Source organism: Streptomyces sp. NPDC001868, from assembly GCF_040297125.1.
Lineage (GTDB): Bacteria > Actinomycetota > Actinomycetes > Streptomycetales > Streptomycetaceae > Streptomyces.
The window spans coordinates 1-22,876 of record NZ_JBEOYO010000017.1 but is presented as its reverse complement, the minus strand read 5'-3'; the positions used below and the strand labels follow the sequence as shown (position 1 = coordinate 22,876).

Sequence of the window (22,876 nt, the reverse complement as noted above, 5' to 3'; positions counted from 1 at the left end):
GACGATCACTCGTTCGGCCCATTCGACGGGCCGCCGGGCCGGGCGCCGCGCACGCTGGACGTACACCGCTCAGCCGCTCGGCCTGAGGAGGTCCCCCTTGTGCGCATCTCCCGCAGCATCGCACCGGCGGTCGTCGCCCTGGCTCTCGTCCTCACCCTCCCGTCCGAGTCGGCACCGCACACGCGCGTGGAGACCGGGGAGCGGCACGCGCGCGTAGGGACGGACGACAAGCCCGACCCCTTCGGGGCGGCCTGCCGCAGTACCGTCACCGGTTCCCAGGTGATCGCGCACTGCTTCAACCCCTACGCGGCCGTCGACCGCGTCCGGCTGCACATCGAGTGCGCGCGCTGGTGGGACATCGACAGCGACAGCGCCTCGGTCGCGACGGGGCCCGCGCGGACCGTACGGCTCACCGGGCGCTGCTGGAAAGAGGTCCGCTCGGTGTGGTTCAGCCACCAGCGGGCGGCGGACTGACCCGTCCCGGACGGCAGTGGAACGGATAGCCGGCCGCCTCCGCAGCCGCGGTCTCCGCGTCGCCCGCGCGGATGGCGGCCACGAGCCGGGCGTGGTCCATGTACGTCTCCGGAGTCAGCTCCTCGCCCACGTCGCCGCGCAGCCAGTCCCGCAGGACCTCGCCCAGGTCCGCGTAGACCGTCGTCACGACGTCGTTGTGGGACGCGGCCACGACCGCCATGTGGAAGGTCGCGTCGGCGGTCACGAAGGCCTCCGCGTCGCCCGACGCCCACGCCTCCTCACGGCGGGCCAGGAGCGTGTCCAGCTGCTTGAGGTCCTTCTCGGTGCGCCGCTCGGCGGCCAGCTTCGCGGCGCTCGACTCCAGGGCGGAGCGCAGCTCGGCGATATGGGCCGGGTCGGCGTCCGCGAAGCGGCGGTGCATCACGCCCGCCAGCTCGCTGGTCGCGACGACGTAGGTGCCGGAGCCCTGGCGGATGTCCAGCAGCCCGTTGTGCGCGAGGGCGCGGACGGCCTCGCGGACCGTGTTCCGGGCGACGCCCAGCTCCTCGACGAGCTCGGGCTCGGTGGGGATACGGGAACCGACCGGCCACTCGCCCGAGGTGATCTGGTTCCGCAGCGCGGCGATGACCTGCTCGGACAGCGCCGATCGGCGGGGATGGCTCAGCGGCATGGCACACCTTCGCACGGAGGGGCCGACCGGGAGCAGCCGGGCCATGGACAACCAATCATCCTATGATTCTATGATGGGTGTCATGGTGAGCGAGAAAACCCTGACGCCGACAGCCGCACCCGAACGCTCCATGTCCGAAGGCCCCCTGTCCGATGGTCCGGTGCCGTCGCCCACGCGCGCGTGGACGACACGGCTCGTGGTCGTGGGCATCGTCCTGACGGCTCTCAACCTCCGCCCCGCCATCACCAGCCTCGGCTCCCTCCTCGAAGAGGTGCGCGTCGGGCTCGGCATGAGCGGCAGCGCCGCCGGGCTCCTCACCTCCGTACCCCCGCTCTGCTTCGCCGTCTTCGGTGTCATGGCGCCCCGGCTCGCCCGCCGCTTCGGCCCGGCCGCCGTCGTCTGCGCGGGCATGGTCGCGATCACCGGCGGCCTGCTGATCCGGCCGTACGCCGGCGGCACGGCCGGTTTCCTGGCCGCGAGCGCCCTCGCCCTGATGGGCATCGCCGTCAGCAACGTCCTGATGCCGGTCATCGTCAAGCGCTGGTTCCCCGACCGGGTCGGCTCCATGACGGGCCTCTACTCCATGGCCCTCGCCCTCGGCACCTCGTCCGCCGCGGCCGTCACCGTGCCCATGACCCAGGCGCTGGGCGGGAGTTGGCAGACCGGGCTCGCGGTATGGGCGGGCCTGGCGGCCGCCGCCGTACTGCCCTGGCTGCCCTTCGTCCGGGACCGCGCCGCCCGCCCGGCCGAGCGGGCTCCCGCGCGCGGGGAGGGACCCGCCGAGGCAGCCACCGCACGCGCGGAGCGGCCCGCCCTCCGGATCACCCGGAGCCGTACGGCCTGGGCGCTCGCCGTGTTCTTCGGGCTCCAGGCGACCGCCGCCTACATCACGATGGGGTGGATGCCGCAGATCTTCCGGGACGCGGGGGTCCCGGCCGGCACGGCCGGGCTGCTGCTGGCCGTCACGATGGTGATGGGCGTACCGCTGGCCTTCGTGATACCCCGCCTCGCCACCCGGCTGCCCCACCAGGGGCCGATCGCGGTCGCCCTGGGCATCTGCGGCCTCCTCGGGTACGGCGGCCTCCACCTCGCCCCGGCGGAGGGCGCCTGGGCGTGGGCGCTGCTGATCGGTATCGCCAACTGCTCCTTCCCGCTGGCGCTCACCATGGTCGGCATGCGGGCCCGATCCGGCGCGGGCGTGGCCCAGCTGTCCGCCTTCGCGCAGAGCACGGGCTATCTGATCTCGATCCCCGGCCCGCTCCTCGTCGGCGTCCTCTACCAGCACAGCGGCGGCTGGGGCCTGCCCCTCGCCCTCATGGCCGCCCTGATGCTCCCGCAGATGGCCGCCGGTGTCCTGGCGGGCCGCGACCGGGTGGTGGAGGACGAGGCGGCCCGCTGAGGCGGACCCCGGCAGCCTCACCGAGGGCCGGGGGTGCGAGACTGGGCGTATGCCAGTGCTCGACCCGAACCCCCAGAACGGCCAGAAGAAGATGCTCCTGGTCTTCGGCTCGTTCTTCGCCATCTTCGTCGTCATCGGGATCATCGCGGCCATCGCGTCACCGTGAGCGGCGCGGTCGTCACGTCACTGTGAGCGGCGCCGACCGTCGCGTCAGGGCGACCTGTCGTCGTGCGTGTCGAGGGTGGGGATAACCCCCTGTCCCCTAGGGGGCGAGTCTCAGGGTGAAGTGGGTGGATCACCGGATGGGCCGGGGCGCCCGCGTTCCGTAGCTTCGAGATGTGGCCGGGAGGACGGGCCACCGCCCACTCGCAGACCACGGAGGCGGCATGTCGGCCCCTACGCACACCCGGCCCCACCCGGCGCCCACGAGCCGCGTCGACATCCGGCTGCCCTGGTGGGCGGTCGCCCTGCCCGCCCTCGGCTTCGTCACCCTCCTGCTGCTGATCCTCAACCCCGCGGAAGCGCAGGCGGCGAGCGGCGACCCCACGATCGCCCACCTCCTGGAGCGCATCCAGCAGGCACTGCCGAGCCACGCACCGTGACGAGCGGTCGGCCCGCCGGAAGCACATGTACCGGTGGCGGGTATCCGCACTTCAACTACCCGCGCCCCATGGCCTGTTTCGTGCGAAGCTGGGACTCATGAGCGTCGCAGAATCCCGCAGGATCGTCCTCTTCCGGCATGCGAAGGCCGACTGGCCCCAGGTCTCCGACCACGAGCGGCCGCTCGCCGACCGGGGCCGCATGGACGCCGCCGTCGCCGGGCGCAAGCTGGTCGACTCCGGCATCCCCCTCGACCTTGCCCTCTGCTCCACCGCCGTCAGGACCCGCGAGACCTGGAAGCTGGCCGTCCACGAACTGCCCGAGCGGCCGAAAACGGTCTACGAGGAGCGGATCTACGAAGCCTCCCCCGGCGAGCTGATCGCCCTGCTCAACGAAACCCCGGACGACGCCCAGAACGTGGTCCTGATCGGCCACAACCCCGGAATCCAGGGCCTCGCCGACATCCTCGCCGGCACCGCCGAGGGCGACGCCCGCGAGCGGATGAACCGCCACGGCTTCCCGGCCGCCGCCTTCGCCGTGCTCACCTTCGAGGGCCCCTGGAAGAGCCTGGAGCCGGGCGTGGCCACGCTGGCCGACTACTGGGCGCCGACGGAATAACCAGGGCCGCGCAACCCCCCGAGCAGCCTCACCGGCACGCGGCACGCCGGCACGCGGCACTACGCACTCGACACCAGGCACTCGACACCTGGCACTCGGCACTCGGTACGACAGAGGCCCGGCACCACTCGTGCCGGGCCTTTCCGCGCGTGTGAACGTACGCCCGTACGGAACACGCCCGTCGTCGTACGCCCGTCCGCCCCCTACTCGTCGTGCGTGTCCGCCGCCTCGACCTCTTCCCGGGTCACCCCGAGGAGATACAGCACGGTGTCGAGGAAGGGGAAGTTCACCGCCGTGTGCGCGGCCTCGCGGACGACCGGCTTGGCGTTGAAGGCGACGCCCAGACCGGCCGCGTTGAGCATGTCGAGATCGTTCGCGCCGTCGCCGATCGCCACGGTCTGGGCCAGCGGGACCCCCGCCTCGGCGGCGAACCGGCGCAGCAGCCGCGCCTTGCCCGCGCGGTCCACGATCTCCCCGACGACCCTGCCGGTGAGCTTCCCGTCGACGATCTCCAGCGTGTTGGCCTGCGCGAAGTCGAGGCCCAGCCGCTCTTTGAGGTCATCCGTGACCTGGGTGAACCCGCCCGAGACGACGCCGACTTGGAAGCCGAGCCGCTTCAGCGTACGGATCAGCGTGCGCGCCCCCGGCGTGAGCCGTACCTCGCTGCGGACCTTCTCCACCACCGAGGCGTCGAGCCCCTCCAGCAGCGCCACGCGCGCGTGCAGCGACTGCTCGAAGTCCAGCTCCCCGCGCATCGCCGCCTCCGTCACCTCGGCGACCTCCTTCTCGCACCCCGCGTGCGCGGCGAAGAGCTCGATCACCTCGTCCTGGATGAGCGTGGAGTCGACGTCCATGACCACCAGCCGCTGCGCCCGCCGGTGCAGCCCCGCCGCGACCACGGCCACGTCCACGCCCAGCGCCACCGACTCGGTGACCAGCGCGGTCCGCAGCGTCTCCGGTTCCGTACCGGACACCGCGAACTCCACGGCCGTCACCGGGTACTTGGCGAGCCGGAAGATACGGTCGATGTTGCCGCCGGTCGCCGTGATCCGGGCGGCGATACGGGCGGTGGACTCGGCGGTCAGCGGGTGGCCGAGCACGGTGACGTGGGAGCGGCCGAGGCCACGGGGCCGGTTGTCGCCCAGGCCGGAGATGATCTCCGCCTGCATCTTCATCGACTCCGCCCAGCTGTGGACGGTCGCCCGCAGGTCGCCCTCCTGCCCGGCGGGCGGCTCGGTCACGAGCGCGCACAGCACGATCCGGCCACGGGTGACGACCTGCTCGATGTCGACCACGTCGACGGAGTACGCGGCGAGGGTGTCGAACAGCCCGGCGGTGATACCCGGCCGGTCCTTGCCGAAGATCTTGACGAGGAGGGTGGGGATGTCAGAGGAGGTCTGCGAAGCGCTCATGATGTGCCAACCGTATCCGGCGCCCCGTGCGTTTTGCCCTGAGGTCCGCCCAGCGGACGGAGAACACTGGGTTACCGGCGGTTGAAGCGCACCCGGATCGTGTACGACGCCCCGGAGCGCCTTCACAGGAACGTTCCCTCGCCGGGCGCCTCAACGCCCCCGGGGGCCCCGTGGAGGCGGAGGAGGCGGCCCCTCCTCCGGCGGGGGCGGCGGGGGCGGCGGAGCCGGCCAGGCACCCGCCCCGGACCCAGCCCCGGAACCCGTCCCCGGCCGCCGCGGCGGAGGCGTGGACCGCCGCACCACCGTGGGCGCCCCGTACACATCAGCATCGGGTGGCCGCGCCCCTGGCGCCCCGGGCACCCCCGGCCCCCTCCGCAGCTCGTCCGGCAGCCGCAGATACGGATTGGTGTCCGGGTTCGGCGGCCGGTACGGCGTACCCGGCGCGTACGGCCCCGAGGCGGAGGCCGTCGCGGAGGTCTCGTGAACCCCTGCGGTCGCCGGCCCACCGCCGCCCGTGTCCCCCCGCGCCCACGGCGAGGCCCGCAGCCCGGCGGCCCGTGTCACGCAGGCCAGCAGCGCCCCGGCGGCCCCCGCCCCCGCGCCCCACAGCGCGCCCAGCACCAACGCCGTCGCCGCCCGCCCGCGCAGCTCGACGCCCGCGTCGAACGCGTCGATGCCGAACACGGCCAGCGAGGCGTCGACCGACACCTCCGTCAGCCGTACGAGCAGCGGCAGCGCCACCGCCGTCGCCAGCCCGAGCCGAAGCGCGCAGCGCGCGACGAAGCCGAGCGCACCCCCGCCTCGTGCGTCCGCACCGGACGCACCTCCGGCAGCGGTGGCGGCCGAGGCCCGTACGAAAGGCGTACGGACGGCGGTCAGGACTCCCGCGTACAGCATCATCAGTGCCGCCGCGAGGCCCAACAGCCAGACCCGGCTGTCGAGTTCGGCGAGGCGGCCGAGGGTGACGGGTTCGTCCGCGTCGACGCGGAGGAGCTCGTCGAGGGGGTCGGGCAGCAGGTCGGCCAGCGCGCCGGTGGCCCTGCCGTCCCAGGGGACGAGGAGGCCGAGGGGGACGCCGAGCCAGACGCCGTTGGGCGCGCCGAGGAGGGCCGCGCCGGCGATCCGCTTGGGGTGGGGGTCACCGATCGCCGCGTACGCCGCCGCCGCGAGCCCGGCCAGGACCGCCACCAGCAGCACGGTCACCACCGCGGACACGGCCGGCCGTACGACCCGGTGCACCGCGTCCAGGGCGGGCGGCAGGGGAGTGCGGCGCGAGGCCAGCAGGGCGACGACCAGCACGCCGAGGCACCAGACCAGGCCGCCGAGCAGGCTCGGCACGGTGTCGACGGTGAAGCCCACCTCGGCGTTCGCGTCGGCCAGATCGCCCAGCCGGTCCGGCAGCAGACCGCCGCCGATGTCCCCGAGGTCGCCGAGTCCGGGGATCTCCACCTTGTCGAGGTCGCCGCCGCCCGGCAGTTGTTCGTCGATGCCCAGCCGGCTCCCGTCGAGGGTGACGACGGCGTTGCCGGCCCAGGCCAGTCCGCCCATCAGCGCCACGAAGAGCGCGAGCACCGTGCCCGCCCGCGCGAGGAGTTCGACGGAGGAGATCACAACTCCCGCGCCGCGCAAGGACCGCAGGAAGAACCAGGACAGCAGGAGCGCCCCCACCAGGCCGACACCCAGTGGCGTGATCTCGATGGCGGTGGTCGCCCGCGCTCCCTCCAGGCCGAAGACGGACACATCGCCGGACGGTGTCACCGACCCACCCGCCCCGAGCGCCACAACCGCCGCCGTCAGGGCCCCCAGTTCACCCGCCGAGTCGGCCTCCAGCAGATGCAGACCGAGCGCCGCCGTACCCGCCATCCCGATCAACGCCCAGCTCACGGCGGCGATCGCGGAGAACAGTACGTCCCCCCACGGTACGCGCCTGCCGAGGTCGGCATTCCGGTCGTTCATGGTCGGACCCCCCGATCCGCATCGCGGCGTTGCACCGCTGATGTCCCCCTCGCGTGGGATTACCACTCTCCGGCCCGTTTTCAACCCCGTCAACGGGACGGGGCGATGCCCCCGTACGTTCTCTTCACAAGGCCCGACTTTCGGTCAGGGGGTCGAGCCTGAAATAGTTCCCCCCGATGTTCGACATCCCTAGACTCCCTGTGTTGGGGGTAATTCGGGGGACAACTCAGTGGGGCATGGAGTGCCGGAACTCGTACTGGAATTGAACGGACAAACCTGGACGCTCGATCCGTCCAGGGCATATACCCTCGGACGTGATCCGCAGGGAGACGTCGTGTTCGACGACGCCAGGGTGTCCTGGCGTCACGCCACGATCAGCTACAGCGGCCGTGGTTGGGTGATCGAGGACCACGGCAGCACCAACGGCACCTTCGCGCAGGGGCAGCGGATCCATCAGCTGGAGATCGGCCCCGGTTCGGCCGTGCATCTCGGCAACGCGACCGACGGCCCGAGACTCAACCTCTCCGGCACCGCCGCTGCCGCGCAGCCCCAGCAGCAGCCGTACGCGGCGCAGGGCGCGAGCGCGGGATACGCGGGCCAGCAGGCCCCGCCGCAGCAGACACCGCAGGCGGGCTGGCAGCAGCCGCCGCAGGCACAGGTCCCGCAGCAGCAGGGCTTCCCGCAGCAGGGCCCCGGTGGTGGCGCGGGGGCGCCGCCGGTCTACGGCGACCGCAGCCCGACCACGTTCCACCAGCTGGCCCTCGGCCGTGTCATGCGCATCGGCCGTGCCCTGGAGAACGAACTGGTGGTCTCCGACCTCCAGGTGTCGCGCCACCACGCCGAGTTCCACGCGACGCCCGACGGGCGCTTCGAGATCCGCGACCTCGGCTCGCACAACGGCACGTTCGTCAACGGCATGCCGATCGCCAAGGGTGGTACGGCCCTCCTCGGCCCGAACGACATCGTCGGCGTCGGCCACTCGACGTTCCGCATCATCGGCGACCGTCTCGAGGAGTTCGTCGACACCGGTGAAGTCTCCTTCTCCGCACGCCACTTGACGGTCACCGTCGACGGCGGCAAGCAGATCCTGAAGGACGTCTCCTTCGGTGTCCCGGAGAAGTCGCTCATCGCGGTCATCGGCCCCTCCGGCTCCGGCAAGTCCACCCTGCTGAAGGCGCTCACGGGCTACCGCCCCGCCAACCAGGGCGACGTCCTCTACGACAACCGGAACCTGTACAAGCAGTTCGCCGAGCTGCGCCAGCGCATCGGTCTGGTCCCGCAGGACGACATCCTGCACAAGGAGCTGACCGTCAAGAAGGCCCTCAAGTACGCGGCCAAGCTGCGCTTCCCGGCCGACACCACGGCCGCCGAGCGCGACGCCCGTATCGACGAGGTGCTGCGCGAGCTCAAGCTCGACATCCACAAGGACAAGAAGGTCACCTCCCTCTCCGGCGGCCAGCGCAAGCGCGTCTCGGTCGCCCTGGAGCTGCTGACCAAGCCGTCGCTGATCTTCCTGGATGAGCCGACCTCCGGCCTCGACCCGGGCATGGACCGCGATGTCATGCAGCTGCTGCGCGGCCTCGCCGACGACGGCCGTACGGTCCTGGTGGTCACCCACTCGGTGGCCGAGCTGGCGATCTGCGACAAGCTCCTGGTGATGGCCCCGGGCGGCTCGGTGGCGTACTTCGGTCCGCCCGAGGAGGCCCTGAACTTCTTCGGCTACGACACCTGGGCCGACGTCTTCTCCGCCTTCGAGAACTACCGCGACTACGACTGGGCGGGCCGCTGGAAGGGCTCGCAGCACTACCAGATGTACGCCGCGGACATCGACGCCGTCGCCCCGCAGTCGGTGCACATGCCGCCGCCGCAGTCGATGCGCCCGCCGAAGCCGCAGGGCTGGTTCTCCCAGCTCGGCACGCTGGTCCGGCGCTATGTCTCGGTGATCGTCTCCGACAAGGGCTTCCTGGCGCTGACGGTGATCCTGCCGGCCGTGCTCGGCGCGGTGAGCCTGCTCATCGACCCGGACAAGGACCTGCTGGTCCGGAAGATCAACCCGGCGACCGACCTGCCCATCCCGAACGGCACGGCCACCACGGTGCTGCTGATCCTCGCGGTCGGCGCGTGTTTCGCGGGCGCCGCCAACTCCGTCCGAGAGCTGATCAAGGAACGGGTGATCTACGAGCGGGAGCGGGCCACCGGCCTGTCGCGTTCGGCGTACCTGATGTCCAAGGTGATCGTCCTGGGCGCGGTCACCGTGTTCCAGGGCGCCATGGTCGGCGCGATCGGCTTCTCCAGCCGGACCATCCCGGACGAGGCGCTGATCTTCGGCGAGGGCAAGTTCGCCGTGATGCTCGAACTCTCGATCCCGATCATGGGACTCGGCTTCACGTCCATGATGTTTGGCCTGGTCATCTCCTCGCTGGTGAAGACCGCCGAGAAGACGATGCCGCTGCTGGTGATGTTCGCGATCGTCCAGGTCGTCTTCACCGGCTGCCTCTTCGCCCTGCACGGCAGCCCCGGCGTCAACGAGTTCTCGTACCTGATGCCGTCCCGCTGGGCGGTCGCCGCCGCCGGTGCCACGCTGGACTTCAACAACATCAGTCCGCCCAAGGAGGCCGGCGACACGGACCCGCTGTGGGACCACACGGTCGGCGCGTACAGCCTCGACATGATCGCCCTCGTCGTGATCGGCGTGATCTGCGGAGTCCTCGTGGCCCGCTTCCTGCGCCGCCACGAGCCGGAGGTCATGCGGAAGTAGTCGCACGGCCCACGGCCGGGCACTGACATACGAAGGGCGGCACCCGCACCGGGTGCCGCCCTTCCACGTTCTCAGAGGTCCCGCGCGGGCCTCAGTACGCGCTGTTGACGTTGTCGATCGAGCCGTAACGGTCGGCGGCGTAGTTCGCGGCGGCCGTCAGGTTGGCGACCGGGTCGTACTGGCTCTTGGGCGTGCCGGGGACGTGGTAGGCGTCGAAGGTCGGCTTGATGACCTGGAGCAGACCGATCGACGGGACGCCGTTCTGGGCGTTGATGTCCCAGTTGTTGATGGCGTTCGGGTTGCCCGAGGACTCCCGCATGATGTTCTTGTGCAGGCCGTGGTAGGTGCCCGGGATCTTGTGCTTCTTCATGATGTCGAGCGCCTCACGGATCCAGCCGTCGAGGTTGTTCGGGTACGACTTCGCGGCGGCCTTGGCAGCCTTGGCGATCTTGGCGCGCTGGGCGGCCCGGCTGGCGGCCTCCTTCTTCGCGCGCTCCTGCTCGGCCTTCTTCTTCGCGGCAGCGGCGGCGGCCTTCTTGTCGGCGTCGGCGGCCTGGTTCGTGACGCTCGCCTTGGCGGCCTGGGCCGGGTTCTGGCTGAACGCGGCCGGAGCCGCGGACACCGTCTGCGTGGCGGTCTGAGCCTCGGCCGGCACCAGCGAGAACGCGAGGGCGGCGGCGCCGAAGGCGGCCACTCCGGCGAACGAGAGCTTGTGGGCCTTGGTCAGCGCGAGACTGTGACCGGGATTCTTGGCGTTCTTGAGCATGAGTGAGGGACCTCTTCGAATAGCGCGGAGGTCGCTCTCGTGCCGGGTGGGGACACTTCTCTTCCAGCACAAACGCCGCGGGAGAACCCACGGCGTCGAGCGACTGAAGCCATTCTTAGCGGCCGCAAAATCGCGTGGCAAAGGTGTGACGTACGATGCCGGGTAGTTGGACCACAAACGGCAAAACGGGACAGACCAACCCGTCTCTCCCGCTCAAACCGCCCTTATCTCTCTCCTAGGCTCGTTCGTACGTGATGCGCGCCCTATGGGAGGGCTCACATGGGGCGGGTCCGTGTCTCACCGGTAGTTGCTGCCGCAATGCTCTGCGTGAGGCCCCTTCTCCGGCGGGATCTCCGGCAGGATGAGGTGCACGTCTCCGAACTCGTGCCACAGATAGCGCCCCTCGACCGCCGCCTCGTACGCCCGGTCGATCGCCGCCCGCCCCGCGACCGCCTCCAGCATCAGCAGATGCGAGGCCTCCGGCTCGTGCAGCCCCGTCAGCAGCCCGTCCACCACCCGCACCCCGCGCTCCGGCGTCACCACCAGATCCGTCCAGCCCTCCCGCGCCCGTACGACGCCGTCCGGGCCGGTGGCGGATTCCACGGCCCGCACCGCCGTCGTCCCCACCGCCACGACCCGCCCGCCACCCGCCCGCGCCGCGTTGATCAGCCGCGCCGACGCCTCCGGCACCGCGAACCGCTCCGGATACGGCGGCTCGTGCGCCTCCGCCGACGCCACCCCGGTGTGCAACGTGATCGGCGCGAACTGCACGCCCCGGCTCACCAGCTCCGCCACCAGCCGCGCCGTGAACGGCCGCCCCGCACTCGGCATCTCCGCGCTCCCCGCCCCGTCCTCCGCAGGCAGCGCGAACACCGTCTGGTACACGGACAGCGGCTGGTCCCGCTCCGTATAGGAGTACCGAATGGGCCGCCCGTGCTCGCGGAGGACCTCGGCGAGGGCCGGTGCCTCCGCCACGGCCCGCACCCCGGCCGCATCCGACGACGACACCCGTGCCCACCACAGCCGCTCGCCCCGCTCGCTCAGCGGTTCCTCCAGGACGAGCCGTACGTCACGGGGGAGCCGCACCTCCGTCCCCGCAGGCCCGCCCGCACGCGCGCGCGAGGTGCCGCGTCCGTTCGGATCCCGCAGCTCGACGGCCCACCGCCCGTCGTCGCCCCGCGTGGAGAGATGCACCACCACGCGCGCGTGCCCCACCGTCCCGTCCACCGCCGCCGCCAGCGTCGGCGACGTGTTGACCACCAGCAGATCCCCCGCTCTCAGCAGCCCCGGCAGTGCCGCGAACGTGTGGTGCGACACCTCCGTACCCCGCGAGACCAGCAGCCGTACGCCGTCCCGGTCGAGCCCCGGCCCACGCTGCTCGACGGGCACACGCGCGTGCAGCCCCTCCGGCACCCGTACCGTCGCCGTCGTCATCGCCCCTCCAACAGGGACGGAGCCCCGTAGCGGCCACTGGCCGGCCGCTCGTCGAGCAACCGCAGAAAGGCCGGGACCACACTGCTCGGGCTCGGCCGCGGATCGTCGTCGTCCGGTACGGCCGCCGCGTACAGGTCCGTGCCCATGTCCCCGGGATCCACGGCCCACACCCGAAGCCCCGGCTCCTCCTCGGCCAGCACCGCCGACAGCTGGTCCAGCGCCGCCTTCGAGGCCCCGTACCCGCCCCACGTCCCGTACGCCTCGGCCGCCGCGTCCGAGCTGACACCGATCACCGCACCCGCCCCGGAGGCCCGCAGCGACGGCAGCGCCTCCTGGACCAGCCCCAGCGCCGCGACCACATTGACCTCCAGGGCCCGCCGCAGCCCGTCCAGCGCCAACCCCTCCAGCCGTACGAGCGGCTCGGCGCCCAGCGCGCTCGCGTTGTTCACCAGCAGATCGACACCGCCCAGCCCCCGCGCCGCCGCCACCAGCTCCGCCCGGTGCCCGGCGTCCATGACATCCCCCGGCAGGGCCTCCACCCGCGTCCCGTACGCCGACAGCTCCGCCGCCGTCTCCTTCAGGACCCCGGCGGTCCTGGCGTCGAGCACCAGATCCCAGCCGCGCTCCGCCAGGGCCGCGCCGAGTGCCCGGCCCAGCCCCTTCGAAGCCCCCGTGATGATCGCTACCGGCATGACATCCGTCCCCTCGTCCTCTGCCGCCTCCCGTCCTGGTCGGCGGTGATCCCAACGTAGGAACGGGACCGCCCCCGCCGCCTCGTGCGCGGGCCGCAGACCGCCGGGGCCCTTCGCCCTAGGCCGCTGGGCCCGAACCCGGGCCTAGGTCGGGCCTAGGTCGGGCCTAGGTCGGGTCCTAGGCCGCGTCCAGGGCCGGCAGTAGGCCTCCGGCCTAGGTCCGAGGGCCCGGACGAGGCCTCCGGCGGTCCGATCCGCGGTGTCGGACCCCGCCGGTACGGTGAGGTCATGAGTCAAGGTCCACGGTCCGGCCTCGCCGCGGTGAGCAGTGCGTTGCTGGCCATGAGCAGGCACCTGGAGGTGCGTGACGTCCTCAAGACGATCGTCGCCTCCGCGCGCGAGCTGCTCGACGCGGAGTACGCCGCGCTCGGCGTCCCCGACGACCACGGCGGCTTCGCCCAGTTCGTCGTCGACGGCGTCAGCGACGCCCAGTGGAAGGCCATCGGCCCGCTCCCGCGCCAGCACGGCATCCTCGCCGCGATGCTCCACGAGGCCACCCCCGAGCGCCTGGCCGACGTCCGCGAGGACCCCCGCTTCGAGGGCTGGCCCAGCGCCCACCCCGACCTGATCGACTTCCTGGGCCTGCCCATCCGCGACGGCGACGAGGTCATCGGCGCCCTCTTCCTCGCCAACAAGCGCTGCCCCAGGCCCGAGGGCGGCTGCGGCTTCACCGAGGAGGACGAGGACCTGCTGGCGATCCTCGCCCAGCACGCCGCGATCGCCCTCACCAACGCCCGCCTCTACGAGCGCAGCCGCGAGCTGACCATCGCCGAGGAGCGCTCCCGGCTCGCCCACGAACTCCACGACGCCGTCAGCCAGAAGCTCTTCTCCCTGCGCCTGACCGCCCAGGCCGCCGCCGCGCTGGTCGACCGCGACCCCACGCGCGCGAAGGGCGAACTCCAGCACGTGGCCGCCCTCGCCGCCGAGGCCGCGGACGAGCTGCGCGCCGCCGTCGTCGAGCTGCGCCCCGCCGGACTCGACGAGGACGGTCTGGCCGCCACCCTGCGCACCCAGGTCCACGTCATGGACCGCGCCCACAGCGCCCGCGTCACCTTCTCCGGCCGCGGCGCCCGCGCGCTGCCCGCCGCCCAGGAGGAGGCCATGCTGCGCGTCGCCCAGGAGGCCCTGCACAACGCCCTGCGGCACTCGGGGGCCGAGCGGGTCGACGTCACCCTCGACCGGCACGGCGGCGGAGCCGTCCTGCGGGTCACGGACGACGGCACCGGCTTCGACCCCCAGGTCGTCCGCCGCGCGGGCCGCCACCTCGGCCTCGTCTCCATGCGCGACCGGGCGAGCGGGGTCGGCGGCCGGCTGACCGTGGAATCGGCGCCCGGAAAGGGCACCACGATCGAGATGGAGGTCCCCGGTGGCTGACGCAATCAAGGTGCTCCTCGTCGACGACCACCAGGTGGTCCGACGCGGCCTGCGCACCTTCCTGGAGGTGCAGGACGACATCGAGGTCGTGGGAGAGGCCGCCGACGGCGCCGAGGGCGTCGCCCGCGCGGAGGAGCTCCGGCCCGACGTCGTCCTCATGGACGTCAAGATGCCGGGCATGGACGGCGTCGACGCGCTGCGCAAGCTCCGCGAACTCGCCAACCCCGCGCGCGTGCTCATCGTCACCAGCTTCACCGAACAGCGCACGGTCGTCCCGGCCCTGCGCGCCGGCGCCGCCGGATACGTCTACAAGGACGTCGACCCCGACGCCCTCGCCGGCGCCATCCGCTCGGTGCACGCCGGACACATCCTGCTCCAGCCGGAGGTCGCCGACGCGCTCCTGTCCCAGGAGGAGGCCAACTCCGGCCAGGGGAGAGGAAGTTCCCTCACCGAGCGGGAGCGCGAGGTGCTCGGCCTGATCGCCGACGGCCGCTCGAACCGCGAGATCGCCCGCGCCCTGGTCCTCTCCGAGAAGACCGTGAAGACCCATGTCTCGAACATCCTGATGAAGCTCGACCTGGCGGACCGGACACAGGCCGCACTGTGGGCGGTGCGCCACGGTATGGCCGGATGACGGTCGGATTGTCCGGCAACATGGAGGGTTCCGCTCCGGGCTGAGATTCATACTGTCGGGTGTATGTCCCTCGGGTGGCGCATCCTGCCGGGGCCGCCCGCGTTCTTCAGTGCGTGCTGCGTGCGACCGCCGCAGTGATCGCAAGGAAGGGCTCAAAGTGAAGAACCTGAAGAAGGCCGCCGCTGTCACGATGGTGGCCGGTGGCCTCGTCGCCGCCGGTGCCGGCATGGCCTCCGCCACCGACGGCGGCGCGCACGCCGACGGCAAGGCGATCGGCTCGCCGGGCGTCGTCTCGGGCAACGTCATCCAGGCCCCGGTCCACATCCCCGTGAACGCGGTCGGCAACAGCGTGAACGTCGTCGGCATCCTGAACCCGGCCTTCGGCAACCTGGGTGTCAACCACTGACGTTCCCGCCCCGGAGCACCAGTGACCACCGGCCTCCCAGGCGCCCCTGGGAGGCCGGTCAGGTTGTCACCTCACTGCACCGAAAGGGCCGTTCCCCTCGCCCGTCCGTGCCACCACGCCCCACCCCCGCGTTGATCAGCGCACGGCCCGCGGGCGGGCCGGACACGTACGACGCGGGAGGAACCCAGCTCATGAACTTCGCCAAGAAGGCCGCCCTGACCGTCACCGCCGCCGGGCTCGCCGCGGGTGCCTCGTCCGGTGCGGCCGTCGCCGACTCGACCGCCGACAGCGCGGCCGTCGGCTCCCCGGGTGTCGCCTCCGGCCTCGACGTCCAGGTCCCCGTCAGCGTCCCCGTCACGGTCACAGGCCTCAGCGCCAACCTCATCGCGGCGCTCAACCCGACATTCGGCAACATCTCGGCCAACCACTGACGTTCGCCGCGCCAACCAGGGCTTCGCCGGCCTTTCGGGGTCGGTGGGGCACTTTGCCATGCTGCGGGCTCCGGATGTCGAACGCCCCATGGCCCGGGAGCCGCGGTGAGTCCGGCGTCCGCGAGCCGCGCGTGGCTGCTCGCGCAGTTCCCCGCGCCCCCGAAAGGGCTGCGCCCACCTCACCGCCCACCGCCCCAGCCGCGGGCAGTCGTGCCGCTGAGGCGACCTGCCTGTCCTACGCTCCCAACTGCGGGCAGTCGTGCCGCTGGGGCGGCACGGGTGGGCGCAGCGGCACCCCGTAAGCGCCGGGCCGCACGAACCCGCCCCCGTCCGACACAGCCACCGGGCACCGCACAACCAAGGGCCCACAGCCCCGCCGTACTACCGCCCCCGCTCCCGTTCCTCCACGAACGCGTTGTACGCCGCCACCTGCGCCCGCCGAGCCGTCCGCTCGACCGGACGCAGCGCGGCGGCCCGGGAGGCCATCTCGGAGGCGCTCACGGCGCCACCGTGGCCGTTCTCGAACGCCACGGAGATCAGCAACCCCACCCGCTGCGCCAACTCCAGCACCCGTACCGCCCGCGGCGGATACCCGGGCGCCAACACCTCCCGCCCCCGCTCGGCCCGCGCCCGATACGCGTCGATCGCCGCCTCGGCCACCGGCCCGGACGCCGCGACATCCAGCCTGGCCAGCACCGCGGTCGCGTCCCGCAGCGCCTCCGCCAACTCCCGCTCGGCCTCCCCGAGGGACGGCACATCGGCGGGCGGCGCCTCCCGCACCTCCAGACAGTGCCAGACGACCTCCACATGCTCATCGCCCGAGGGGCCCACCGCGTACACCTCCGGCACCAGCCCCAGCGCACCCCCGTGGCAGACGACCGCCTCCTCCGCCTCCAGCGCCCGCTTGTTGAACTCCGGCGGCCCGCTCAGCCCCAGCGGATGTCCCGCCGCGGGCAGCGCGACCCGCAGCCCGGTCACCCCGAGCGCCCGCAACCGCCCCAGCGCGAGCGTCAGTCCGACGGGCCCCGTCTCACCGGGCAACCCCTCCACCCGATGCACCGCGTCCTCCCCGACGATCGCGAGCACCGCGTCATCCGGCGAGACAAGTCCGGCAAGAAGGGCATTTCCCCATGAGGCGAGGCGCCCTGAACGTGGTTCGGAAAGCATGCCCCCACCCTAAGGACCGACCGATGGGATGGACGGCCCGACCGGTGGCGTAGATTTCCCTGAGGGCTGCGCCCACCCGGCGGTGGCTCCGACCACAGGCGTACGCGACAGCCGAGACAGGCCGACACTGCAAGGGGAGACAGCGCGCTCATGAGCGATGTTCTGGAGCTGGAGGACGTATCCGTGGTCCGCGAGGGCCGGGCTCTGGTGGACCAGGTCTCCTGGTCGGTCAAGGAGGGCGAGCGCTGGGCCATCCTCGGCCCGAACGGCGCCGGCAAGACCACCCTCCTCAACATCGCGTCCAGCTACCTGTACCCCAGCAAGGGCACCGCCACGATCCTCGGCGACACCCTCGGCAAGGTCGACGTCTTCGAACTGCGCCCCCGCATCGGCATGGCCGGCATCGCCATGGCGGAGAAGCTCCCCAGGCGCCAGACCGTCCTGCAGACCGTCCTGACCGCCGCCTACGGCATGACGGCGACCTGGAACGAGGACTACGAGGAGGTCGACGAGCTTCGCGCCCGCGCCTTCCTCGACCGCCTCGGCATGACCGACTACATCGACCGCAAGTTCGGCACCCTCTCCGAGGGCGAGCGCAAGCGCACCCTCATCGCCCGCGCCCTCATGGCCGACCCCGAGCTGCTCCTCCTCGACGAGCCCGCCGCCGGCCTCGACCTCGGCGGCCGCGAGGACCTCGTACGCCGCCTCGGCCGTCTCGCCCGCGACCCGATCGCCCCCTCCATGATCATGGTCACGCACCACGTGGAGGAGATCCCCCCGGGCTTCACCCACGTCCTGATGATCCGTCAGGGCAAGGTCCTCGCCGCGGGCCCGCTGGAGCTGGAGCTCACCTCCCGCAACCTCTCCCACTGCTTCGGCCTCCCGCTCGTCGTCGAGCAGCTGGGCGAGCGCTGGACCGCCCACGGCCTGCCGCTCACCTGACCTCCAACTTCTCCCGATCTTCCGCCGGTCGGGGGGGGCCCCCCCCCACAAAGGGGCCGGGCGCACCCGACTTGGGATCCCTCTGTACGCGATCTTTGACCGTGCGCTCTGTTCGGCGGACGGATCGCGGTTCTACCATGGCCGTTGTGGACAGCATCGACGCATGGGTGTGGTGGCTGATCGGCGCGGCCGGGCTCGGGATCGCCCTCGTCGTGACCGCGATGCCCGAGTTGGGCATGCTCGCCCTCGGCGCGGTCGCCGGCGCCGTGGTCGCTGGGCTGGGCGGTGGGATCGTCCTCCAGGTCGTCGTCTTCGCGATCGTCTCCGTCGCGCTCATCGCCGTCGTACGCCCCATCGCGGCCCGGCACAGATCCCAGCGGCCCCAACTCGCCACCGGCATCGACGCGTTGAAGGGCAAACACGCCGTCGTCCTGGAACGGGTCGACGGCTCGGGAGGCCGTATCAAGCTGGGCGGCGAAGTCTGGTCCGCCCGCGCGCTCGACACCGGCCAGGCCTACGAGGTGGGTCAGGAAGTGGACGTCGTGGAGATCGAGGGAGCCACCGCGATCGTCATGTGACCTCGCACGACGTGGTCACGACGCGATGACGCCATGACGGAACGACCCACCTGGCGGGCGGTGTTCTGCCAGACTCGACCAGCAAGATCTTCAACAGTCCCGACAGGCATAAGATCTTCAGGAAGCGCCACGGCAGAGAAGGGCACGGGGAGCAAACGATGGAACCGATCATCATCGTCCTGATCATTCTGGTGGTGTTGGTCTTCATCGCCCTGATCAAGACCATCCAGGTGATTCCACAGGCCAGCGCGGCCATCGTCGAGCGGTTCGGCCGCTACACACGCACACTCAACGCGGGCCTCAACATCGTCGTCCCGTTCATCGACTCCATCCGCAACCGCATCGACCTCCGCGAACAGGTCGTACCGTTCCCGCCGCAGCCGGTGATCACCCAGGACAACCTGGTCGTGAACATCGACACGGTCATCTACTACCAGGTCACCGACGCCCGCGCGGCGACGTACGAGGTCGCCAGCTACATCCAGGCGATCGAGCAGCTCACCGTCACCACACTGCGCAACATCATCGGTGGCATGGACCTGGAGCGGACCCTGACCTCCCGCGAGGAGATCAACGCGGCCCTGCGCGGCGTCCTCGACGAGGCCACCGGCAAGTGGGGCATCCGCGTCAACCGCGTCGAACTGAAGGCGATCGAGCCGCCCACCTCCATCCAGGACTCGATGGAGAAGCAGATGCGCGCCGACCGTGACAAGCGCGCCGCGATCCTCACCGCCGAAGGTACGCGCCAGGCGGCCATCCTCACCGCCGAGGGCGAGAAGCAGTCCCAGATCCTGCGCGCCGAGGGTGAGGCCAAGGCCGCCGCCCTGCGCGCCGAGGGCGAGGCCCAGGCCGTCCGTACGGTCTTCGAGGCCATCCACGCCGGCGACCCGGACCAGAAGCTCCTCTCCTACCAGTACCTCCAGATGCTCCCGAAGATCGCCGAGGGCGACGCCAACAAGCTCTGGATCGTCCCCAGCGAGATCGGCGACGCCCTCAAGGGCCTCTCCGGCGCCATGGGCAACTTCGGCAACCTGGGCGGCGGCCCCTCCGTCCCCCGCCCCACGGACGGCGGCAACGAACGCCGAGAGAAGCCGGCGATCGACTGAGTACACGGCACATGAGCATGGGCCCGCCTTCGCAAGAAGAGCGGGCCCTGGTGCTTTTGCTTTCAGGGGCGCGGGGAACTGCGCGATCAGCCACAACGAACCCGCAGCCCGCGAACGACAGCGGCCGCGACGGCGCTCGACGGCCCACCGGCGGAGCCCTACGCGGCCCCTTGCGAAAGCCAGGCCGGCAGCGCATCGAAGTCATCGTGCCCCAGCGACAGCAACATCGCATCGGCAGGCGTAGGCTCGAACGGCTGCCGAAGCAACGGCATCCCCGCCTGCTCCGGAGTCCGGTCCGCCTTCCGGTGGTTGTCCTCGGCGCAAGAGGCCACCGTGTTCAGCCAGGTGTCACCACCGCCCCGCGACCGCGGCACCACATGGTCCACGGTCGTCGCCCGACGACCGCAGTACGCGCACCTGTGCCTGTCCCGTACCAGGACCCCCCGCCTCGACCAAGGGGCTTGTCTTCGGAACGGCACCCTGACATACCTGCAGAGCCTGATCACCCGGGGCGCCGGTATATCGACCGCGGCTCCGCGCATGCGCAGTTCGGGGTGGGTCTGCTCGACGACGGCCTTGTCCTGCAGTACCAGCACGACGGCTCGGTTGAGCGTCACCGTCGACAGCGGCTCGAAGCTCGCGTTCAGTACCAGCGTGTCCCGCATTCCAGCCCACCTCCTGTGCCAGCCCACCCCCCGGCGGGCTTGGATCAACTCTGGCCGGGCACGCCGAGATGGACAACGCAATAAAAAATGCCCGTCTCTGATCACTTCCAAGACCAGAGACGGGCAAACGTTCAATGAACGTCCGGCTTCGTTACTTTTCCGCCACGGCGGCGTACTCACCGATGAGTTGAGCACGCCCCAGCGTGTGGAACCGCAGGTTGAAACCGACCACGGCGGGAGAGGCGTCCGCATCCGGACCGAGCTTCTCCTGATCCACGGCGTACACCGTGAACACATACCGGTGCGCCGGATCCCCGGGCGGCGGCGCGGCCCCGCCGAAGTCCTTCGTCCCGTAGTCGTTGCGCACCTGGACAGCGCCCTCGGGCAGCCCCTCGAACTTCCCCGAGCCCGCACCCGTCGGCAATTCCGTCACCGACACCGGGATGTCGAACACGACCCAGTGCCAGAACCCGCTCCCCGTGGGAGCGTCCGGGTCGTAACACGTCACGGCGAAACTCTTGGTCTCAGGCGGGAAGCCCTCCCAGCGCAGCTGCGGTGAGGTGTTCCCCTCCGCGTAGACCTGAGCGTCCTTGAGCGTCGCACCTGCCTCGACGTCCTCGCTCGCGACCGTGAAGGACGGCACGACCGGGTGGAAATCGTGGGGGAGCGGCGGCCTCTTCGGCTCGGTCACCTCGGTACCTCCTGATGGATCGGGGGTAGGTGTGGTTCCAGTTGTGTCGAGCAGGTCGAGCCTAGAACCAGCTGCGCTTGCTGCCGACCTCCGACAGCCACTGGTTCAGATACGCCGCCCAGTCCGTGCCCTGGTAGTCGTGCAGCCCCACCTTGAACGAGCGGAACGAGTCGCTGCCCTCGCTGAACAGACCCGGCTTCTTGTCCATCTCCAGCACGACGTCCATTTCGCGCTCGTCGGCGACGAAGCTCAGCTCGACCTGGTTGAGGCCGTGGTACTGCTGGGGCGGGTAGAACTCGATCTCCTGGTAGAAGGGCAGCTTCTGCCGCGTCCCCCGGATGTGGCCGCGCTCCAGGTCCGCGTTCTTGAAGCGGAAGCCCAGCTGGATGAAGGCGTCCAGGATGGCCTGCTGTGCCGGCAGCGGGTGCACGTTGATCGGGTCCAGGTCACCGGAGTCGACCGCGCGCGCGATCTCCAGCTCGGTGGTCACACCGATGTTCATGCCCGGCAGCGTCTGCCCCTGGATCGTGGTGACCGGCGTCTCCCACGGGATCTCCAGCCCGAACGGCACCACGTGGACCGCCTCGGCCTTCAGCTCGAAGGCACCACCGAGCCGCTGCTTGGTGAACACGATGTCCTGCTTGTACTCCGCGTCTTGGCCCTCGACCTCGACCTTGGCCTGCAGTCCGACGGACAGCGCCTCGATCTGCTGGTCCACGGAGCCGCCCTGGATGCGCACCTCACCCTGGACGACACCGCCCGGGACGACATTGACCTCGGTCAGCACCGTCTCGACCGAAGCGCCACCGGCCCCCAGGCTCGCGAGCAACCGCTTGAACCCCATGTCTGTTCCTCCCGTCAGGCAACGCCTGCGTATATATCTGTGTGGTTCTGTGTTCTGAGTTCGTGCTTTGTGTGGTGTGGATCGCTCTGCGCGGCGTGGATCCTTGATCCCTACAAACGCAGACCGACGGCCGCCGGTTCCGCACCCGTCTGGACTACGCTCGTACGCCATGATCGCGAGCCCCGACCGTACGCCCCTCGCCCGCGAGTTCTTCGACCGCCCCGTACTGGAGGTGGCACCGGACCTCCTGGGACGCGTCCTCGTACGCACTACCCCGGACGGCCCGATCGAAGTGCGCCTCACGGAGGTGGAGGCCTACGACGGTGCGAACGACCCCGGCTCCCACGCCTTCCGGGGCCGCACCGCCCGCAACGACGTGATGTTCGGTCCGCCCGGACACGTGTACGTCTACTTCACCTACGGCATGTGGCACTGCATGAACCTGGTGTGCGGCCCGGAGGGCCGGGCGAGCGCGGTTCTACTGCGGGCCGGCGAGATCATCGAGGGCGCCGACCTCGCCCGCAAACGTCGAATCTCGGCCCGAAATGACAAGGAACTGGCCAAAGGCCCCGCCCGCCTGGCCACGGCCCTGGACGTGGACCGAGCCCTCGACGGCACGGATGCCTGCGCCTCCGGCACCCCACCCCTGACGGTCCTGACCGGCACCCCCGCCAGCCCTGACCAGGTACTCGATGGCCCCCGCACCGGTGTCTCCGGAGACGGCGGCGTCCACCCCTGGCGCTTCTGGGTCGCCAACGACCCCACCGTCAGCCCGTATCGGGCCCACGTCCCCCGCCGGCGCTCAACTTGACTCACCCCTGGGCGATCCGTAACGTAGCCCGAGCCGCTTGACCCGGTTACGGCGATCAGCCAGCAGCCGAGAGCGGCCAACCCACTACCTACGACATCCCCTCAGCGGGGGCGAATTAGGCGTGCCATGATTCCAGCCCGCAGCACTCAATTATGAGTTGCCGAGGGAATCGGCTAACGTAGTGAATGTCGAAAGGCCGCAAGGGAAACCGAGAGGCCAAAGACAGCCGAAAGGCAAATCCCCCCGACAGGGAATCGGATCGGAAAACGGTCTGATAGAGTCGGAAACGCAAGACAGCAAGACCGAAGGGAAACTGCCCGGAGGAAAGCCCGAGACTAGCTTGGGTGAGTACAAAGGAAGCGTCCGTTCCTTGAGAACTCAACAGCGT

Annotated in this window: 24 protein-coding genes; 14 read left to right on the top strand and 10 right to left on the bottom strand. The window is 70.9% G+C overall.

The window, feature by feature from the left end; all coding sequences use genetic code 11:
• Positions 1-99 precede the first annotated feature (99 nt).
• Positions 100-474 carry a hypothetical protein gene (locus ABT147_RS20975; protein ID WP_351408252.1) on the top strand — a complete coding sequence of 125 codons (375 nt, stop codon included), beginning with the start codon at positions 100-102 and terminating at the stop codon, positions 472-474.
• Here the strand turns inward: ABT147_RS20975 and ABT147_RS20970 are convergent.
• On the bottom strand, positions 449-1,144 hold the full coding sequence (locus ABT147_RS20970; RefSeq protein ID WP_351408250.1) for a FadR/GntR family transcriptional regulator: 696 nt from the start codon (positions 1,142-1,144) through the stop codon (positions 449-451). The two genes, ABT147_RS20975 and ABT147_RS20970, sit on opposite strands and share 26 nt — an antisense overlap.
• Positions 1,145-1,214: 70 nt before the next feature.
• Here ABT147_RS20970 and ABT147_RS20965 point away from each other — a divergent pair, with 70 nt between their 5' ends.
• The 4 genes from ABT147_RS20965 (at position 1,215) to ABT147_RS20950 (ending at position 3,761) form a co-directional block, all read left to right on the top strand.
• Positions 1,215-2,543: a CynX/NimT family MFS transporter gene (locus ABT147_RS20965; RefSeq protein ID WP_351408248.1), complete on the top strand. Its 1,329-nt coding sequence runs from the start codon at positions 1,215-1,217 to the stop codon at positions 2,541-2,543.
• Positions 2,544-2,592: 49 nt separating this feature from the next.
• Positions 2,593-2,709, top strand: a complete 117-nt coding sequence (locus ABT147_RS20960) for an SGM_5486 family transporter-associated protein (RefSeq protein WP_351408246.1) — start codon at positions 2,593-2,595, stop codon at positions 2,707-2,709.
• A 220-nt stretch (positions 2,710-2,929) separates the two neighbouring features.
• Entirely contained in the window at positions 2,930-3,145 is a 216-nt protein-coding gene (locus ABT147_RS20955) for a hypothetical protein (RefSeq protein ID WP_351408244.1), read from the top strand.
• A 97-nt stretch (positions 3,146-3,242) separates the two neighbouring features.
• Positions 3,243-3,761, top strand: a complete 519-nt coding sequence (locus ABT147_RS20950) for a SixA phosphatase family protein (RefSeq protein WP_351408242.1) — start codon at positions 3,243-3,245, stop codon at positions 3,759-3,761.
• A gap of 203 nt (positions 3,762-3,964) precedes the next feature.
• Here ABT147_RS20950 and serB read toward each other — a convergent pair whose 3' ends face one another.
• Positions 3,965-5,173 carry a phosphoserine phosphatase SerB gene (gene serB, locus ABT147_RS20945; RefSeq protein WP_351408240.1) on the bottom strand — a complete coding sequence of 403 codons (1,209 nt, stop codon included), beginning with the start codon at positions 5,171-5,173 and terminating at the stop codon, positions 3,965-3,967.
• Positions 5,174-5,323: 150 nt separating this feature from the next.
• On the bottom strand, positions 5,324-7,129 hold the full coding sequence (locus ABT147_RS20940) for a streptophobe family protein (RefSeq protein ID WP_351408238.1): 1,806 nt from the start codon (positions 7,127-7,129) through the stop codon (positions 5,324-5,326).
• Between the two features lie 241 nt (positions 7,130-7,370).
• On the opposite strand from ABT147_RS20940, the gene ABT147_RS20935 reads away from it, so the two are divergent.
• The gene (locus tag ABT147_RS20935; protein ID WP_351408236.1) at positions 7,371-9,887 is read left to right on the top strand and encodes an ABC transporter ATP-binding protein/permease; all 2,517 of its coding nucleotides are present in this window, start codon (positions 7,371-7,373) and stop codon (positions 9,885-9,887) included.
• 91 nt (positions 9,888-9,978) lie between these two features.
• Here the strand turns inward: ABT147_RS20935 and ABT147_RS20930 are convergent, their stop codons facing one another.
• From ABT147_RS20930 to ABT147_RS20920, 3 genes are all read right to left on the bottom strand, one after another.
• Entirely contained in the window at positions 9,979-10,653 is a 675-nt protein-coding gene (locus tag ABT147_RS20930; RefSeq protein ID WP_351408234.1) for a transglycosylase SLT domain-containing protein, read from the bottom strand.
• A 297-nt stretch (positions 10,654-10,950) separates the two neighbouring features.
• Positions 10,951-12,087 carry an S-adenosylmethionine:tRNA ribosyltransferase-isomerase gene (locus tag ABT147_RS20925; protein WP_351408231.1) on the bottom strand — a complete coding sequence of 379 codons (1,137 nt, stop codon included), beginning with the start codon at positions 12,085-12,087 and terminating at the stop codon, positions 10,951-10,953.
• Positions 12,084-12,779 (bottom strand): SDR family NAD(P)-dependent oxidoreductase, encoded by a 696-nt coding sequence (locus ABT147_RS20920; protein ID WP_351408229.1) that lies wholly within the window; start codon positions 12,777-12,779, stop codon positions 12,084-12,086. Before ABT147_RS20920 ends, ABT147_RS20925 begins: the two co-directional genes overlap by 4 nt.
• 288 nt (positions 12,780-13,067) lie before the next feature.
• On the opposite strand from ABT147_RS20920, the gene ABT147_RS20915 reads away from it, so the two are divergent.
• The 4 genes from ABT147_RS20915 (at position 13,068) to ABT147_RS20900 (ending at position 15,684) form a co-directional block, all read left to right on the top strand.
• Positions 13,068-14,213, top strand: coding sequence for a GAF domain-containing sensor histidine kinase (locus tag ABT147_RS20915; RefSeq protein ID WP_351408227.1), 1,146 nt, complete (start codon positions 13,068-13,070; stop codon positions 14,211-14,213).
• Positions 14,206-14,847: a response regulator gene (locus ABT147_RS20910; protein ID WP_351408225.1), complete on the top strand. Its 642-nt coding sequence runs from the start codon at positions 14,206-14,208 to the stop codon at positions 14,845-14,847. Before ABT147_RS20915 ends, ABT147_RS20910 begins: the two co-directional genes overlap by 8 nt.
• A 157-nt stretch (positions 14,848-15,004) precedes the next feature.
• Positions 15,005-15,253, top strand: a complete 249-nt coding sequence (gene chpE, locus ABT147_RS20905; protein WP_033529228.1) for a chaplin ChpE — start codon at positions 15,005-15,007, stop codon at positions 15,251-15,253.
• Between the two features lie 191 nt (positions 15,254-15,444).
• Entirely contained in the window at positions 15,445-15,684 is a 240-nt protein-coding gene (locus tag ABT147_RS20900) for a chaplin family protein (protein ID WP_351408223.1), read from the top strand.
• Between the two features lie 381 nt (positions 15,685-16,065).
• Here the strand turns inward: ABT147_RS20900 and ABT147_RS20895 are convergent, their stop codons facing one another.
• Entirely contained in the window at positions 16,066-16,851 is a 786-nt protein-coding gene (locus ABT147_RS20895; RefSeq protein ID WP_351408220.1) for an Rv1486c family protein, read from the bottom strand.
• A gap of 150 nt (positions 16,852-17,001) precedes the next feature.
• On the opposite strand from ABT147_RS20895, the gene ABT147_RS20890 reads away from it, so the two are divergent.
• The 3 genes from ABT147_RS20890 (at position 17,002) to ABT147_RS20880 (ending at position 19,477) form a co-directional block, all read left to right on the top strand.
• On the top strand, positions 17,002-17,793 hold the full coding sequence (locus tag ABT147_RS20890) for an ABC transporter ATP-binding protein (protein ID WP_351408218.1): 792 nt from the start codon (positions 17,002-17,004) through the stop codon (positions 17,791-17,793).
• Between the two features lie 146 nt (positions 17,794-17,939).
• Positions 17,940-18,371 (top strand): NfeD family protein, encoded by a 432-nt coding sequence (locus tag ABT147_RS20885; RefSeq protein ID WP_351408216.1) that lies wholly within the window; start codon positions 17,940-17,942, stop codon positions 18,369-18,371.
• 158 nt (positions 18,372-18,529) lie between these two features.
• Positions 18,530-19,477, top strand: a complete 948-nt coding sequence (locus tag ABT147_RS20880; protein WP_351408214.1) for an SPFH domain-containing protein — start codon at positions 18,530-18,532, stop codon at positions 19,475-19,477.
• A gap of 158 nt (positions 19,478-19,635) precedes the next feature.
• On the opposite strand, the gene ABT147_RS20875 is transcribed toward ABT147_RS20880, so the two are convergent.
• The 3 genes from ABT147_RS20875 to ABT147_RS20865 all read right to left on the bottom strand — a co-directional run bounded on the left by ABT147_RS20875 (position 19,636) and on the right by ABT147_RS20865 (position 21,677).
• Positions 19,636-20,142, bottom strand: coding sequence for an HNH endonuclease (locus ABT147_RS20875; protein ID WP_033529234.1), 507 nt, complete (start codon positions 20,140-20,142; stop codon positions 19,636-19,638).
• A 151-nt stretch (positions 20,143-20,293) separates the two neighbouring features.
• A complete protein-coding gene (locus ABT147_RS20870) occupies positions 20,294-20,833 on the bottom strand; it encodes a YbhB/YbcL family Raf kinase inhibitor-like protein (RefSeq protein ID WP_351408210.1) in 540 nt (179 codons plus the stop codon).
• A 61-nt stretch (positions 20,834-20,894) separates the two neighbouring features.
• On the bottom strand, positions 20,895-21,677 hold the full coding sequence (locus ABT147_RS20865) for a sporulation protein (RefSeq protein WP_351408208.1): 783 nt from the start codon (positions 21,675-21,677) through the stop codon (positions 20,895-20,897).
• Between the two features lie 169 nt (positions 21,678-21,846).
• Between ABT147_RS20865 and ABT147_RS20860 the strand changes: the two genes are divergently transcribed.
• The gene (locus ABT147_RS20860; protein ID WP_351408206.1) at positions 21,847-22,488 is read left to right on the top strand and encodes a DNA-3-methyladenine glycosylase; all 642 of its coding nucleotides are present in this window, start codon (positions 21,847-21,849) and stop codon (positions 22,486-22,488) included.
• Positions 22,489-22,876: the final 388 nt, after the last annotated feature.